This is a genomic window from Streptomyces sp. NPDC006624, from assembly GCF_040611555.1.
GTDB lineage: Bacteria > Actinomycetota > Actinomycetes > Streptomycetales > Streptomycetaceae > Streptomyces.
Genome location: NZ_JBEXOM010000015.1, coordinates 158,206 through 172,883, shown reverse-complemented (window position 1 = coordinate 172,883; position 14,678 = coordinate 158,206). Strand labels below are relative to the sequence as shown.

At 71.0% G+C, this 14,678-nt stretch carries 13 protein-coding genes; 9 read left to right on the top strand and 4 right to left on the bottom strand.

Annotated elements, in window-relative coordinates:
- Positions 1-23 precede the first annotated feature (23 nt).
- The 9 genes from ABZY20_RS25915 to ABZY20_RS25875 all read left to right on the top strand — a co-directional run bounded on the left by ABZY20_RS25915 (position 24) and on the right by ABZY20_RS25875 (position 11,042).
- Entirely contained in the window at positions 24-1,142 is a 1,119-nt protein-coding gene (locus ABZY20_RS25915; protein WP_356444115.1) for an NUDIX domain-containing protein, read from the top strand.
- A gap of 93 nt (positions 1,143-1,235) precedes the next feature.
- Complete coding sequence (locus ABZY20_RS25910; protein ID WP_356444113.1) at positions 1,236-2,192, top strand: endonuclease/exonuclease/phosphatase family protein; 957 nt, start codon at positions 1,236-1,238, stop codon at positions 2,190-2,192.
- A complete protein-coding gene (locus ABZY20_RS25905; protein ID WP_356444111.1) occupies positions 2,192-2,806 on the top strand; it encodes a 2'-5' RNA ligase family protein in 615 nt (204 codons plus the stop codon). The genes ABZY20_RS25910 and ABZY20_RS25905 overlap by 1 nt, the downstream gene beginning before the upstream one ends.
- A gap of 60 nt (positions 2,807-2,866) precedes the next feature.
- Positions 2,867-3,730, top strand: coding sequence for a hypothetical protein (locus tag ABZY20_RS25900; RefSeq protein WP_356444110.1), 864 nt, complete (start codon positions 2,867-2,869; stop codon positions 3,728-3,730).
- A gap of 109 nt (positions 3,731-3,839) precedes the next feature.
- Positions 3,840-4,484 carry a hypothetical protein gene (locus ABZY20_RS25895; RefSeq protein ID WP_007490609.1) on the top strand — a complete coding sequence of 215 codons (645 nt, stop codon included), beginning with the start codon at positions 3,840-3,842 and terminating at the stop codon, positions 4,482-4,484.
- Positions 4,485-4,550: 66 nt separating this feature from the next.
- Positions 4,551-6,821: a tetratricopeptide repeat protein gene (locus tag ABZY20_RS25890; protein WP_356444108.1), complete on the top strand. Its 2,271-nt coding sequence runs from the start codon at positions 4,551-4,553 to the stop codon at positions 6,819-6,821.
- A 47-nt stretch (positions 6,822-6,868) separates the two neighbouring features.
- Positions 6,869-8,161: a M14 family zinc carboxypeptidase gene (locus tag ABZY20_RS25885; RefSeq protein ID WP_356444106.1), complete on the top strand. Its 1,293-nt coding sequence runs from the start codon at positions 6,869-6,871 to the stop codon at positions 8,159-8,161.
- A gap of 76 nt (positions 8,162-8,237) precedes the next feature.
- Complete coding sequence (locus tag ABZY20_RS25880; protein WP_356444104.1) at positions 8,238-10,247, top strand: protein kinase; 2,010 nt, start codon at positions 8,238-8,240, stop codon at positions 10,245-10,247.
- Between the two features lie 207 nt (positions 10,248-10,454).
- Entirely contained in the window at positions 10,455-11,042 is a 588-nt protein-coding gene (locus ABZY20_RS25875; protein WP_356444102.1) for a hypothetical protein, read from the top strand.
- 153 nt (positions 11,043-11,195) lie between these two features.
- On the opposite strand, the gene ABZY20_RS25870 is transcribed toward ABZY20_RS25875, so the two are convergent.
- From ABZY20_RS25870 to ABZY20_RS25855, 4 genes are all read right to left on the bottom strand, one after another.
- Complete coding sequence (locus ABZY20_RS25870; RefSeq protein ID WP_356444100.1) at positions 11,196-12,533, bottom strand: hypothetical protein; 1,338 nt, start codon at positions 12,531-12,533, stop codon at positions 11,196-11,198.
- Between the two features lie 262 nt (positions 12,534-12,795).
- Positions 12,796-13,578 (bottom strand): hypothetical protein, encoded by a 783-nt coding sequence (locus ABZY20_RS25865; RefSeq protein WP_356444099.1) that lies wholly within the window; start codon positions 13,576-13,578, stop codon positions 12,796-12,798.
- 151 nt (positions 13,579-13,729) lie between these two features.
- Positions 13,730-14,263, bottom strand: coding sequence for a hypothetical protein (locus tag ABZY20_RS25860; RefSeq protein ID WP_356444097.1), 534 nt, complete (start codon positions 14,261-14,263; stop codon positions 13,730-13,732).
- 48 nt (positions 14,264-14,311) lie between these two features.
- The gene (locus tag ABZY20_RS25855; RefSeq protein ID WP_356444096.1) at positions 14,312-14,617 is read right to left on the bottom strand and encodes a hypothetical protein; all 306 of its coding nucleotides are present in this window, start codon (positions 14,615-14,617) and stop codon (positions 14,312-14,314) included.
- Between the last annotated feature and the right edge of the window lie 61 nt (positions 14,618-14,678).

The window sequence follows — 14,678 nt, the reverse complement described above, 5'->3', positions numbered from 1 at the left end:
GATCCGCACAGAAGGAGCCCTTGATGGACGCCTCACACGACACAAGTCCCGCCGCTCTTCCCGCGCCGCGGCTGATGTCGCACGCCGAGTACTCACGTTCCCGGCACGCGGTCTGGCTCAGCGCCGCGGCCCTGTTCACCGATCCGCTCGGGCGCATCCTTCTGGTCCAGCCCACCTACCGTGAGCAGTGGCTGCTGCCCGGTGGTGGCGCCGAGCCCGGGGAGAGCGCCGCGCAGGCGTGGGTGCGGGAGGTCGGCGAAGAGCTCGGCGTGGAGCGGACGCCGGGCCGGCTGCTGGCCGTGCACTGGCTTCCCCCGGATCATCCGGACATCGATGCCGGGAAGATCGTGCCCGGTGAGGTCCGCTACGTCCTGGACGGCGGCACCCTCACCGAGGAGGAGATCGCGGCGCTGCGCGTACCCGCCGATGAGCTTCTGGGCTTCGAGTTCGTCGACTCCACGCAGGCCCACGAGCGGATGATCCCGGTCGACGCGCAGATCATGCTCGCCGCGCTGCGCGCCCGGCTGTCCGGCACGACCGCGCACCTGGAAGGTGGTCGGCACGTCGGGGAGGTGCCGGCGCTGGACCGCCACGAGGTGTACGTCCGGCCGCGGGCCGGCCGGGCATGGCCCTGGCACCCGGAACCGGTGCCGGACGCCATGCAGGTGAAGCAGGCGTGGGGGTGGCTGTTCGTGCCGGACGGCCGTGTGGTCCTCGTCGTGGATCCCGCTAACCGGCTCCCTGCCCTTCCGGGAGGAACCATCGAGAGCAAGGATGTTTCGCCTGAGGCGGCTTTGAAGCGTGAGGCGTTCGAGGAAGCCCAGGTGACCATCGGCGACGACGTCGTGCGGCTGGGCTGGGTCTATGACGCGACCGGGGAGGTCTACGGCGGTATCGGGCCGTGCGCGCGCCTCCGCCTGGCAGCCCCCGTCAGGGACGTGGGGCCGGGCGGGGTGGATCCGGCCACCGGCCGTATCTTCGCCCGGCTCCTCGCCACTCCCGACCAGGCGGCCGCGCTCCTGGGCTGGGGTGAGACCGGCTACCGGCAGGCGGAGCTCGCCGCCCGCTGGGCGCACGAACGGTGGGGTATCCCTCACGCGGCGTCGGGCCCGGTCACGGAACTGCGAGCCACGCACGCATGAGCGCGCCGTTCACCCCAACCCGCGCCCCGCCCGAGCCGCCAGCTCGCCCGGATTCAGCAGCCAACTCAACACCCGATAACGGGAGGGGACTTCGTGCGGACGATACGTCTTGCCAACCTCAACGCCTACAAGCTCGGCCGCGACACCATCGACACCGCGTCGTGGAAAGCGCGCGTGACCGCCATCGGCGAGATCGCCCCGGACATCCTGGCCCTCCAGGAAGTGATCGTCGACGAGACCCGGCCGTCCGCCGAGTGGGCGGCCGAGGCGTCAACGGTCATTCAGCAGCTCGCCGCCGAGACCGGGCTGAGCGCCACCACCGTGCACGCGGACGGCACGCCGGGCCCCACCGCGATGGCCAACAACCTGGCGCGCGGCTGGTACACGGCGCTGTTGTGGAACCCCAGCACCGTCAAGCCGGTCGCGGGGGGCTTCCGCCCCTACGGGGCGCCGGACTTCTGGCACGGGTTCACGACAGTGCGGTTCGATATCGGGGCCGCCGAGCCGGTCACGGTCGCCTCGTACCACGGCGACCCGTTCCGCGGGAACTGGCGGCGGGACGAGGCGTTCCGCATCAAGAGCGTCTTCCGCACCACCGGCGGCGCCAAGCCCGGCCTGGTGCTGGGGGACTTCAACGCCCTGTCGGCGGCGAAGGTCGACGAGCCGGAGGGCGAACAGTTCTACGACCCCGAGTCCTATCTCGACCATGACCACGACGACCTGGAGTACCAGCTGCTGGAAGGGACGATCGGCAAGGAGCAGCTGGCCGACCGCCGCCAGAGCGAGGTGCTTCTGCGGCGCGGGTTCATGGTGGACGCCGCCGCTCACCTGAAGGTGCCGTGGCAGGCGACGGTCGGGCACTGGGAGGACGGGCGCGGCGACCCTGACCCGTGGGGTGCGCGCCGTATCGACCTGGTGTACACCACCCGGCCCGTCGTGCCGGCGCTGGTCAGCTACCGCACGCACACGAGTCCGGCCGCGAGGGAAGCCTCGGATCACCTGCCGGTGATCTGCGAGATCGACCCGTCCAGGATCTCCGGTGAGGCGTGATGCGGGACTTCTGGGAGACCCACCATTGGCCCAAGGGGGAGAGGCGGGCGCACTGGCACCTGACGTTCGAGGACCAGCCGGCCGTGCATGACTTCGTCCGTCGGCACGCCGACCTCCTGTCTCAGCACCCCGAGTTGAGCCCGGTTCCGGTGGAGTGGCTGCACGCGACGCTCCAGTCCGTCGGCCCGCTGACGGCCGAGGCGGCGGCCGCGGTGGCGGATGCCGCGCGGCCGGCACTGGCGTGGATCGAGCCGTTCGAGATCGAGATCGGACCGGCGCAGGCGATCCACAACGGCGTCGTGCCGGCGATCTATCCCGAGGAGCGGATCTCCGAGCTGTACTGGGCTCTGCGGCGCGCGACCGAGGACGTGGTCGGCGTGGACACGATGCCCAAGGCCCCCGAGCGGTTCTGGCCTCACCTGAGCCTGGCCTACAGCGGCGCCCAGTGGGATCACGACGACCTGACCCGGGCCCTGGTCAAGCTCCGCCCGCCGCGCCCCCGGATGACGGTGACCCGAGCCGTTCTTGTCGATCAGGAGCAGACCTGGCGCGAGAGGTACACGTGGACGGTGATCGCCGAAGTGCCGCTCGGCGCAGGCGGCGCCCAGGCGTAGCCATCTCCCGTCGGCGCGCACCGGTGCGCGCCGATGCCCCCGACATTCCTTACGCACACGATGGAAGGCACTCCTGTGCAGATAACAACCGGAGAGGTCTCCGGCGGCGGCCGCCCGTCCGAGGACCGCATCCTCGTCAATACCGACGCCACCCTGGTGGTCGTCCTCGACGGCGTTTCCACCCTCAGCGATGACGCCCCCCGCGGCGGCTGGTACGCCCAGACCCTCGGCGAGGAGGTCATCGCGGTACACGAGCGCGCCCAGCACCTTGACCTGCGCACCACGCTCCACGAGGCCCTCACCACTGTGGCCGGCGAGCACGGCCTGGTCCCGGGCGCCTCGCCGGCTGCCACCGCGGCGATCGTGCGCCACCGCCCCCACGACCACATGGTCGACGCACTCGTACTCTGCGACACGCCCGTGGTCGTCGAGCAGCGCGACGGCTTCGAAGTGCTGCGCGACGAGCGCCTGGAGACTCTCGTCCGGCTCTCCCCCCACCGGAACATCATGGCCGAGCAACTGCGCGCCGGGGGCGGGTTCACCGCGCCCGAACACCGCCGGGTGCTGCAGCAGTTGCGGGAGCACCAGATGCAGCACATCAACCAGGTCGGTGACCCGCTGGCGTACTGGGTGGCCGAGGCCACGCCGGCGGCCGCCCGCCACGCCGTGGTGCGGTCCTGGCCCGTCTCGGACCTCAAGCGCATGTGGGTCATGACCGACGGCGCCCTGGCCGGAATCGAGTCCTACGGGCTCTGGTCCTGGGCTGCGTTCGCCGACGCCTGCACCGCGATCGGACCCCAGCAGGTCGTCGACGCCATCCACGCCTACGAGCACGACGACGACCCGAGCGGCGTCAAGCACCCCCGCTACAAGGTGTCCGACGACAAGGCCCTGGCGTGCATCGACCTCGGGCCGACGGCATGAACGACCCGGCGCCGGTCTGGGCCCAAGAACACCATCGGCGAATCGGTCCGGGCGCCCGCGCCCGTGAAGCCACCCTTGAGACGGCGGCGTTGAGTAAGGAGACCACATCGTGAAGAAGTTCACGCCGCAGTTCCGGGGTGGCGCCTGGTCCGACGGGCTGAAGGTCCTGCACGTCTACCTGCTACCCGACCTCACGGTGGACCGCGAGCTCGCCCAGCTCACCGCATCGTGTCACGAGGCGATGGCACCGTATCCGATCACCCTCCTCACGGGCGGGCTGCTGCACACAACCGTGGAGATGATCGCGGACACCACCGCAGACCGGATCAGCGCGGCCGAACGTCAGGACCTCGTCGAAGCCCTGCACAAGCACATCGGTGACCTGGCGCCCTTCCAGATCACCGCGGGCTCGCCGATCGCCAACAAGGCCGGAGCCCTGCTGGACCTCGCGCCCGACGAGCCGCTGATCGACCTCAAGGGACACGTGCAGGATGCGTTGATCGAAGCCCGCGGGCCCGACGTGATCCAGCACGACGGAGGCCGCCACCACATGTCCCTCGGATACAGCTGGGACACGGCCAACAGCGATCCGCTGCAGAGCGCGCTGCGCCGCATCTCCCCCAGCCACGTCCCCTTCCACGTCAGTCAGGTGCACCTGCTCGAGGTCGGCTTCGACGAGCGGCCACGCGACAACGGCAAGACGGCGTGGGAGATCTCCTGGAACTCCGTCGCCGTGATCCCCCTGAACGCTTGACCACCCGCCGGGAGCGCGGCGCCAGTGCGCCGCGCCCCCGGCACCCCTCCCACCACAAGGACTGCGATGCCGCCATCACCGATACCTGCGACGACCCTTGTGCTCGCCGAGCACCCCTCTGATGATCTCGACGCGCTCGCGCCGCTGTGGGGCGAGCTGCTGGACCACCATGCGGCCAGTGCGCCTCACCTCGGCGACCTCGGGGAGGTGCGCTCGGCGGAAGAGTCATGGCAGATCCGGCGCGCGGAGTACCGCACCTGGTTGGACGAGCCCCACGCGAAGATCCTCACCGTCCGCGACCACGACCGGCTCCTCGGGTACGCCTTCGTACGGGTCATTGCGGCAGCTGGATCGTGGAAACTCGGCGACCGTGTCGGCGTCCTGGAGACCCTGGTCATAACCGCCGACGCCCGGGGACGCGGCCTGGGACGCCGGCTGCTCCAGGCGGTCGACGACCACAGCCGGGCCCACGGCGCCACGACCCTGCGGATCAGCGTCATCGACGGCAACACCGCGCACGACTTCTACGCCCGGCACGGCGCGGTCGCCTTCACCAACACCCTCCTGCTCCCCCTCCCCGTGTCCGGCATGACGGTGCCGGCGCCCCGGCCGGCCTCAGGGCCGGAGCCCGGCGGCGGAGCCTGGGAGGTGATCGAGCGCGTCACGGTCCCCAAGGGGGCTGCTGCGAACGAGGACGAACTGCTCGTCGCGGACGGTGGGCTGGTGGCCGTGGTCGACGGTGCCACGGACAAGAGCGGACGGGACTACGGAGGGCTGACCGGCGGCGCGCGTGCCGCCCGATGTGTCCGCGACACCCTCGCCCGCATGGCTGCGGACACTGCGCCCGACCGGGCGGTGGACCAGATCACCACGGCACTGGCCAAGCTGCGAACGCAGTGGAACGTTCCGGCCGACGACCCGGTCGCCCCCAGTGCGGCCGCAGCCGTTGTGGTGCCCGCTCTCCGTCTCATCTGGCGGGTCGGCGATGTCCACGTGGCTCTGCGGCGCGGCGCGACGTGGACCCGCCTGCCCGCGACGAAGCGGATCGACGACGTCCTGGCCGGCACGCGGGCCGCGTACACGCACTGCATGATCGCCGGCGGCTGCTCCGAGGAGGAGATCGCGGCGCAGGACCCGGGCCGCGAGGTCATCCTGCCGGTCCTGAAGGAACAGGGCAGGCTGGCCAACCGGCCGGGCCCGTACGGCTACGGCGTCCTGGACGGCACCCCGGTGCCGGCCGACTTCGTGGAGGTCATTCCGTTCGATGACCAGGTGGAGGAGATCGTGCTGGCCAGTGACGGCTTCCTGTCGCCAGCGGCGACGCTGACGACGGCCGAGGCCGAGCTGCAGGCGGCGATCGCCCAGGACCCGCTGCGCATCGGCATGAACCCCGGCACGAAGGGGGTCAAGCCCGGCGCGGCCAGTTTCGACGACCGCACCTACGTCCGTCTGCGCCGCTCGCCCGGCCCCGCCCGGGCCGCCACGCCCCCGGGCGCAGCAACACCCGAGCGCGACAGCGGGCGCGGGAGTCTCCTGGAGCGCCTTCAGGCGCGGGCCGGACTCGCCTTCCGCGACGGAGACTTCGAACGCGCGGACGCTCTGTACGCGCATGTGGTGAGCGTGATGGAGCAGTCCGGCGCGGGGGGCACGCTGCCGTACTTGGCCGCGCTGCACGATCATGCCCTGGTCTGCTACGGCCAAGGGCGGTGGGCCGACGGGGAAGCCCGGCTGCGGGAAGTTGTGCAGGGCCGGGAAGAGCTCGCGGGCCCGGTGGCGGCCGGGACGGTCGGGGCGATGGCACGCCTGGCCGAGGCCGTCGGTGAACAGGGTCGGTGGGAGGAGGCAGAGACGCTGGCCCGTGAGGCTGTCCATCGCGCTGAGACGGGACTGCCGGCGACGCACGAGGAAGCCCTGGCCGCGCGGCTGGCCCTGGCCTGGGTGCTCCAGCGCACCGGGGCACCGGACACCGAGGAGGTCCTGCGGGCGGTGGCCGGTGATCTGGCCCGGGTGCTCGGTGTCCGGCACCGCACCACCTTGGCCGCACGGCATCTGCTGGCGCGGCTGCTGCGGGAGCAGGAGCGCTACGACGAGGCCCTCGCCGTCGTCCGCGAACTGGCCGCCGACCGTGCCGGAACGCTGGGGCCCGAGCACCCGCACACCCTGCGGGCGCAGGCCGACCTCGCGGTGCTCCTGCACCACGTCGGCCACCAAGAGGAGGCTGCCGACCTGGCGCGCTCAACCCTTGCCGACAGCGCCCTGGTCACCTCCCTTCTGGGGACCGCCCAGCACCACGACCAGCAGATCCGCACCGCACTCAGGGCGATCACCAGCGGCTGACCCTGCCCCTCCGTCTCACCCCGCTCAGCTACGAGGAAGGGTTGTTCGTGGATCTTCATCCCGCGACTCATCTCATCGGTGATCGACCGCCCACGCTGGAAGAGCTCGTCCTGCGGCTGCGCGCGGTGAGCGCCGCGCATCCGCAGTCGTGCCGTCTGCGGACTGTCGGCCGCTCCCGTTCCGGCCGGCCGGTGGATCTGTTCACCGTCCAGGGCGGGCCCGTTGATGTGCTTCTCCTCGGCGCCCCGCACCCGGACGAGCCGTTCGGCCTGGCCACCATCGAGGCCCTCGCCCAGTACGTCAGCAGGCATGCCGAGACCCGCGAGAGATACACCTGGCACTTCATACCGTGCACCGATCCCGACGGGACCGCGCTCAACGAAGCATGGTGGACGTCGTGGCCACCGACCATGGAGTCCTACCACCGCGGGCTCTACCGGCCGGCCGGAGCGGACCAGCCCGAATGGACGTTTCCCACCGAGCACTTCACCGCCCCGCTGCCCGAGACGCGGGCCATGATGACGGTCATCGACAGCGTGCGCCCCCGCCTGCTCGTCTCCCTGCACAGCGGCAACTGGGACCACTGCCACTACATGATCACGCCCGGAGAACCACAGCTCGTGGGCGTGCTCGCCGCCGCGGCCGACCGCAGCGCGCTGCCCGTCGCCTCCGCGCCGAGCGACTGCGCCGGCTGGGACAGCCCCGGCCACGGCGTGTTCCTTCTCCCCCGCCCCCAGCCGGCCCCGCCCGACGCCGCATGGGAACCCACCGGCATGAGCAGCGCCCACTACGCCGCCCGGCACGGCGCCCTGGGCGTTTTCCCCGAGGTGCCGATGTGGCGTACGGGCCCGCTCGTCCTGCCCGCGGATGAGAGCATCGCCGTCCTGGACCAGGCCCGTGCCGCCGTCAACGACGCGCTGCACCGGGTGCTGGCGGCCGACTGCGGCCGAGAGAGCATCTTCACCGCGGCCGTGCGTGACCAGGCCGCGATCATGACGTACATGATTGGGCAGGTGCACCAGCACCCCGCCCTGGCCGCGGATCAGCCGCTCACGCTGACGGTGCCGCTGCGCGCCGTCGGCATGCTGCTGCGCCACCTCCGGGACCGCTGCGCCAGTCAGCCCCGCAACCGTGCCCTGCGCAGCGAACACGAGGCGGTGGAGAACGAGTTCGGGGCGTGGTGCCGCCGGGCGCAGGCGGCTTTGCGGCCGGAGCCGGTGCCGGTGGCCCAGGCGGTGACCTATCAGATCACCACGGTCTTCGCCGCCGCGGAGATCGTGGCCGGGCGCGAGATGCGACCGCTGGTGCACCACGACGAGGACCTCGGCGCCAGCCGATGAGGGCGGCTCCCGGGTGCTGCCGCTGTCCCCTCGATGGGCGTGGCGGCGGCAGCGCCGGGGGCCGAGAAGGACGACGATGAACGACGACTCGACGCGCATGCTCGGTGGGCGGTACCGCCTGTCCGCGGATCGCCAGCCGGAGATAGCCGATGCGCCCATGCACGGTGTGGACATGCTCAGCGGGCACGAGGTGATACTGACCCGCGTCGTCCTCCCCGAGACGCTCACCACCGACCCGCTGGGGAACGCCCCGACCGATACTTCGCCAGACGGCCCGCAGGCGGGGGAGCCTGTGCGCACCGCATACGAGGCGGTGCGTGCCCTCACCCGGCTGCCCGACCATCCCCATCTCGCCCAGGTCTTCGACGTGCTGATCGAGGGTACGTTGTGGATCGTCAGTGAGCGCGTATCCGCGTACCCAATGTCGGCCCTTCTTCGGCGTGCGGCACTGACCCCGCTGCGGGCCGCCGAGATCGCGCGCGAGATTCTGCGCGCACTCCGGCACCTTCACGCGCGCGGCTGGCTCCACCGCAACATCACGGCGGACACCGTGTTCATCGGCGACGACGGCGGCGTCCTCATCGGCGGCCTCGCGCAGAGTGTCGCCGAGGAGGCCCTGTGCGGGCACCGGCCCCGGCCGCTCCCGCACCCCCACGACGACGAGACCGCTCGGCGCAGCCCTCTCCACCGGCCCGAATCCTCCCCCGAGCCCGGTTGTCAGACGCAGCTGCCCTGGCCCGGGTGGCTGCCGGCGGGGTTCACGCCCGCACGCGGCGGTGGCGGGTCGGCCGCGCTACGCGCCGACGCCCAGCGCCAGGCAGCAGCCCGCCCCTCCCGCCCCGCCGGCCATCCGGCCACGTCCAGCCAGGACCGCGCCGTCCCGCCACCGGCTCCCTGCAACCCGGCGGAGGACTTTCCCGGTCCGGTCACAGCGCTCCAGGCGCGCCGGGCTCGAGACGCGCGAATGGTACGCATCGGTGCCGTCACCGAACGGTGGGCGCCCGAACAAGCCGCGCCTGTCACCGAAGCGTGGCAGCTCGCGCCGCCGCTCGGGCCGGGTGTCGACCTGTGGGCGCTCGGCGTCCTCCTCTTCCGCGCGATCCAGGGCCACCCGCCCTACCCGGAAGAAGATGTGGAGGAGCTCGTCGACCTTGTGTGCGCGGACCCGCCCGCCTTCGCCGAGGACTGCGGGGAAATACGTGCCGTCATCGAGTCCCTGCTGCGCCAGGACCCCGGGCAGCGGCTGTCCATCGACGAAACCGAGCGCTGGTTGGTGTCCCTGCTGCGCGCCGCCCGTGAACCCGCACCCCCCAGTGACCCGGCCGAAGAGCCGGCCAGACGCCTGCCGGTGCTGCGCTTCCGCGGCCACCTGGTCCGTCGCCGCCCCGCCGGGCCGGTGGCCGTGCGGTCGGGGCGGCACCGTCGTACACGGACGGGGCCGCGCCTACGGGGACGCACTCTCCTTATCGCCACCGCGGTCCCCCTGGCCCTGGGCGCGACGGTCTACGCAGCCCTCGCCGCCCTGCCCCGGACAGGTCAAGCCGGTGCCCCAGACACCCCGGCCACGAAGGCGCCCACTGCGGCACATCCCCCAGACCCGCCCGCCGCCTCCGCCCCTCCCTCGGGCCAGCCGCCCGCCGACTCGGCCCGTGACGACCCGGCCGGCTTCCAGCTCGCCCTCGGAACCGGGTGGAAGCGCCACGCCGAGCCCGTTCAGTCCCGCGTCCGCTTCACCCGCGACGACCTCACCCTGATCGTCGTACCCGGCCGCGACACCGTCGACGACCACCCGGACCCACTCGACTACCAGAAAACAGAACCGGAACTCGCCGCCTACCGAGCCGACCCCGCCGGCACCGCAGACGGTGTCCGGCGCATCGAGATCGGGGCGGACCAGGCACTGGCCGAGGGCCGGTACACGTACGCCGACGCCCGAGAGACCCTGCTCTACGCCTGCAACCAGGCCGCCATCATCAGCGGCCGCTACCACGTCATCTTCGTCGTGGGCCCAGCGGCACAACGTGATCGCGTCGCCGAGGTCTTCAGCCGGGCGATCGCCACCTACCGGCCGCCCGCACAGCGGTGAACCGGCCCTGGCCCGGGCCCCGCCACGGGCTATCACGCCAATGTGCGCCGTTGTTCCCGCTGAGTGGCACCCGCCGGTGGTCTCCCCCCTGCTACTGGATGGATGGAGGCCAACTACGCCTCCAGCGGCGCCCGTCGAGTGTGCGGAAGCCTAGGTATGCGATCACCGCGGTGTGACAGGCTCCACCGCTTACGGGATGCTGTTCGTATGCGGGATCTTGTGCGGCAACTGGAGGACGTGGCGCGACTCTTGGACGACGTCGGATCGTTGCCGCCGCTGTCCATCACCTTCACCTGCGACGGGGGCCCATACGTCATTCTTGAAACGCCGAATCAGCTGCCGCTGGCTGACCAGCGGATGGCGGTGGACCAGATCGCGGCCCGTGTGCACGCAGTGCCCAAGGTGGGTGAGGTCCTGATGGGCCGCTACGGCGCATCGGCCCGCGGGCGGTGGGAAAACACCCTCGTCGTCGCCGTCACGAACGCGGCTCCCCATGTCCCCGGAATGCCGGCTCTCCCAGAGCGCACGACGACCACCCAGGAGACGGCAGACGCGCTGAGAGCGCTGACTGCGTGGGCCGGGACGACGGAATCTCATATGGACGAACTGGTGGTCACCGACCACAGCCGCTCCCACACTGTGCACGTGATAACCGAAAACGATCACGCGGCGCACAGCCTGCTCGAGGGCCTGATCCCCGACACGGAGTCCCGCTGGCACCGGCCCGGCCGCCGCTATCGAGCACTGCTGCCCACCGGTCACTCGTTGTCCGTCACCGTCGATCCGATCCGGTAGCTGCACGAGCCGTCGGTCAGGCGGGTGTCCGCCGTGTGCCGCTGATCCCCGGTCCGCGATACTGTCCCCCTCGAACGGTGGGCCCGGATAATTGGCTGATCTTGAGCACCCGCTTCCCTTCACAGAGCGGCCCAGTGTCCCGAAGGCGAGGTCCTACCGTGCCTTGCCGAGGTGCACAGCCGGGATCGACGCCAGGTCGATGGCCTCGACCTCGACCAGGAGGTGCTCCCCTAGGCCCGGGGGGAGCTGAGCGTCCACCCACTGGTGGACCCACCCGGCCAGCCACCGCTCGTCCGTTCCTGCCTCCACGCCTCCGTCCAGCCGTTCCAGGTCCTTGTCCCACAGCGGACCTTCCGCGCGCTCCAGAGCAGCAGCCGTCGTGCGCAGCCGCGCCGAGGCATCCTCAGTGAGCACGTCGAGCGGGGCGACGACCTCAATCCGGATGCGGTAATCATGCCGGTGCCGACCCCGCCCACAGGGGTGGTTCCTGAACTGCGCCGGCAGGGTGTGATGCGCGGGGACCTCGATCAGGTGGACGGAGGTCACGTGCCCGGAGCGCGCGGGGGTCTGCCGACCGGCCGTGGTGCGGGACAGGTAGGCGAGGAACTCCTGACGGACATACCGCTGCGGGACGTCGTCCCACCGGATGTCCATGGGCGGGACATCTCCGCGCCACAGGCCGCTTCTCGCATCCTGCTCCCGCAGAGCGGTCGCTGTGGCGCGGGCGTTGTCCTGCTGCTCGGCAGAGGCATAGCCGGCGAACGCAAGGACGATCCGGTCGAGCAACGCGGCGCGCACCAGCAGCAGTTCACGGCTCAGGGCCGGATGCATATCCCCGATGATCTGCTGAACCCGATGGTGTGCCTTGAGAGATTCGGCCGCCCGGCGGTGGGCATCGAGCGAGAGGCCGCCCACTGGCTGCGCCAGGGCCGGTACACCGCTTTCGTTCACCGGATACGGAAGAGACTCGAGGCGCTCAATCGCCTGCTGCAGATCGGGGATGGTGCGCAGCCGCTCACCGACCGTCTCACCGTGTGACGCATGAGTCCGGATCACGCGGTTTGTCAGCGCGGTCACCGCACCTTGCACAGCGAGCCCGTCCGGGTCCTTGGGAGTGAGGATGAGCTCGAGGAGTTCAGGCGCCTGTGGCCAGATGACGTTGTCCTCGGGGACAGCCTGTCGCAGGACGTCCCAGTCCGGATGGGTGACGAGTTCGATCATCGGCTGGAGTGGAACCTGGAGCAGGCGGGCACCATCCGGAGCATCGAGTCCCTCTTTGATCGCCGTCGCGTGCAGCGCAGCCGCCAGCACCGCGGTGACGACCGAGGTCAGCTCGTCCTGGTCGGCACCGAGGTCCTCTTCAGCCTCGGCCCAGGCGTTGGCCGAGAGGATGAAATGCCACCGGATCAGGGCCTGTGCCCAGGCAATGCTGCCAACCCACGAAGAGGGGAATCGGGCCTTCTCTATCTGCTGCAAGAGATCGTCGTCCACCGGCTCACGCTATCGGCACACCGGACCTCGGATTACCAAGTTATCCGGACTCGGCTGTCTCGGCCCGATGCGGCCACAACTTCCCTGACTTCATCCCCACCCACAGACCGGAATCTGCGCACGATCCGCACTGATCAGCAACGGACCGTATTCTTCCTGGCTGATCGGCGGCCAGCAACGGAGCAACGGTCCGAGGGCTGCGAAGAGTTGGCGCTGCGCTGCCATGGGCAGCGTGCTGCGTGTCCCGGCACCCGTCGCTGAATTACAGCCCGCGGTCCGGCGCGGGAGGCAGGTCCGGCCAGGTGGTGAGTTCGAAGTCCCTCAGGTGCACGGTGTAGCGGTGCCCGTCCTCGATCAGGTCAAGGCGCTCCGGCGGCAGCGGCACGTTGGCCTTGGGAGCAGGGCGCGACCGGTTCACCTCTGCGGCCCGCTCGATCCACGCGGCGACCTCCCCCGCGAAGTCGTTGATGTCAGCGCTGTCGCGCCGCGGAGGCGGCGGGGCCTGCGGGGCATGCCGCGCCCTGTCGCGCTGACGCCACCACGACAGCCAGGCGTACAGCAGCGACGGAAACAGCTCCACCGGCGCGTCGGGCGTCTCGCTCGTCATGGTGAGAAGAACGCCGTCTCGGCTGTACCGCCCCCCGAAGATCGACGAGCGCAGCCCCACACGACAAGTCCGCCCGTCGATCAGGGCGCCTGCGGTGTTCACCGCGACCAGGCTTACGCTTGCCATCATCCGGTCCACGACGAGTTCCGGCGCCTCGTCCCCGCGAACACGTACGGCGACCGCCGACGACGTCAGTGCCCAGCGCTCGAAAGCGGCAGTTCTGCTCCGGTCCTCGGACGTGCCGGTGTCGACGGCGGTGAGGAACATGGTCAGCAGCGTGTCGTCCGGGTCGGGCGCGGGAGCTGGGTCATGCCGGCTCAGGTGGAAGACCGGCGCGGACTCCCTCTCTGCATCTCCTGGGTCCGCGGTGATGCGAGCGTCGATGCGGGCGGCGACGCCGCCGCCCCAGAGCCGACCGGACTGTTGCTCCAGCTGCACCGCAACGCCTCCTGTAGTTCGCCGACCCGCTGCGGCAGGTCGATGTCCGCCCGGCTTCCGCCGATCACGGTCTGCATGCCGCACTCGGTGGTGGCGGGAGCCGCGTGGGGTATCCCCCGGCTCCATCATCCAGCCCAGGAGGGGCAGGGGGTCAACGGTTCACCGGGGCTGTCCAGTTCCGACCCGAGTAGGGGACGAGGGCGTCGTGCACCTGATCGAGATGCGGCGCGACGGCGAGGGCCGCGCTGATCGCGGTCTCCTCGTGCGGCCAGTCCTTGAGGAGAAAGCCGCCGAAGTCGAGATCCATGCCCAGCGCGCTCTCCCGCTCCTCCGCGGAGAGCCGGCGGCCCTCCTGGCGGGAGGCGAGGTGTGCGGTCCAGGACGGTTGCAGATCGAGGAGCGGCTTCAGCGAGCGACGTGTGCGGTCCACGAGTTCGGTGACCTCTGGGGGCGGCGCACACGCGAGGAAGGCGCCCAGCGCCTCGTCGATCTCCTGGCTGTGCGCGAGCAGCGGGCCGGTGATGGTGCGGGGGCTCTCGGCGGGGTCGGCCTGGAACGGTCGGGGCTGTTCGCTCCACGCCGACGTCCAGGCCATGTAGCCGGTGTTGACCGCGATGGCCCACTGGGCACGGTGGGCTGCCTGCCGTATGTCCCCACCGCGTCGTCTGCCGAGCCGCCAACCCATCGTCGCCGCCCCCTCCTGATGTCCGTCGCCTGTGCAGCGTACGCCGGGTCACGCCTCCTGCGGGCCCTGCCCGGGCGGAGTCATCCGGCCGACCAGCTCGTACCAGCGCTCGATCGGGCAGACGATGGTCGCGGCCCGGTCGGAGGACATCCGCAGCATGACCTCGTCGCCGCCGGGCAGGAGGGCCACCTCGAGGTGGTCGACCTCGCGCGTCCCCCACGCGTAATACCAGTCCAGGCCACTGTCGTCCTTGAAGGTCGCGACGACCTCGGCGGCGACGGCTGCCGCGAACGCCTCCTGGGCGGCCTTCGGGATGCGCACGGTGGCCATTTCGGGTTCAGGAAGGTCAGGCACGTCGTGTCGTCCTTTCGTCGGCGGAACTCACGGTGGGCCCCGCCTCGGCCCGTCATGTCCT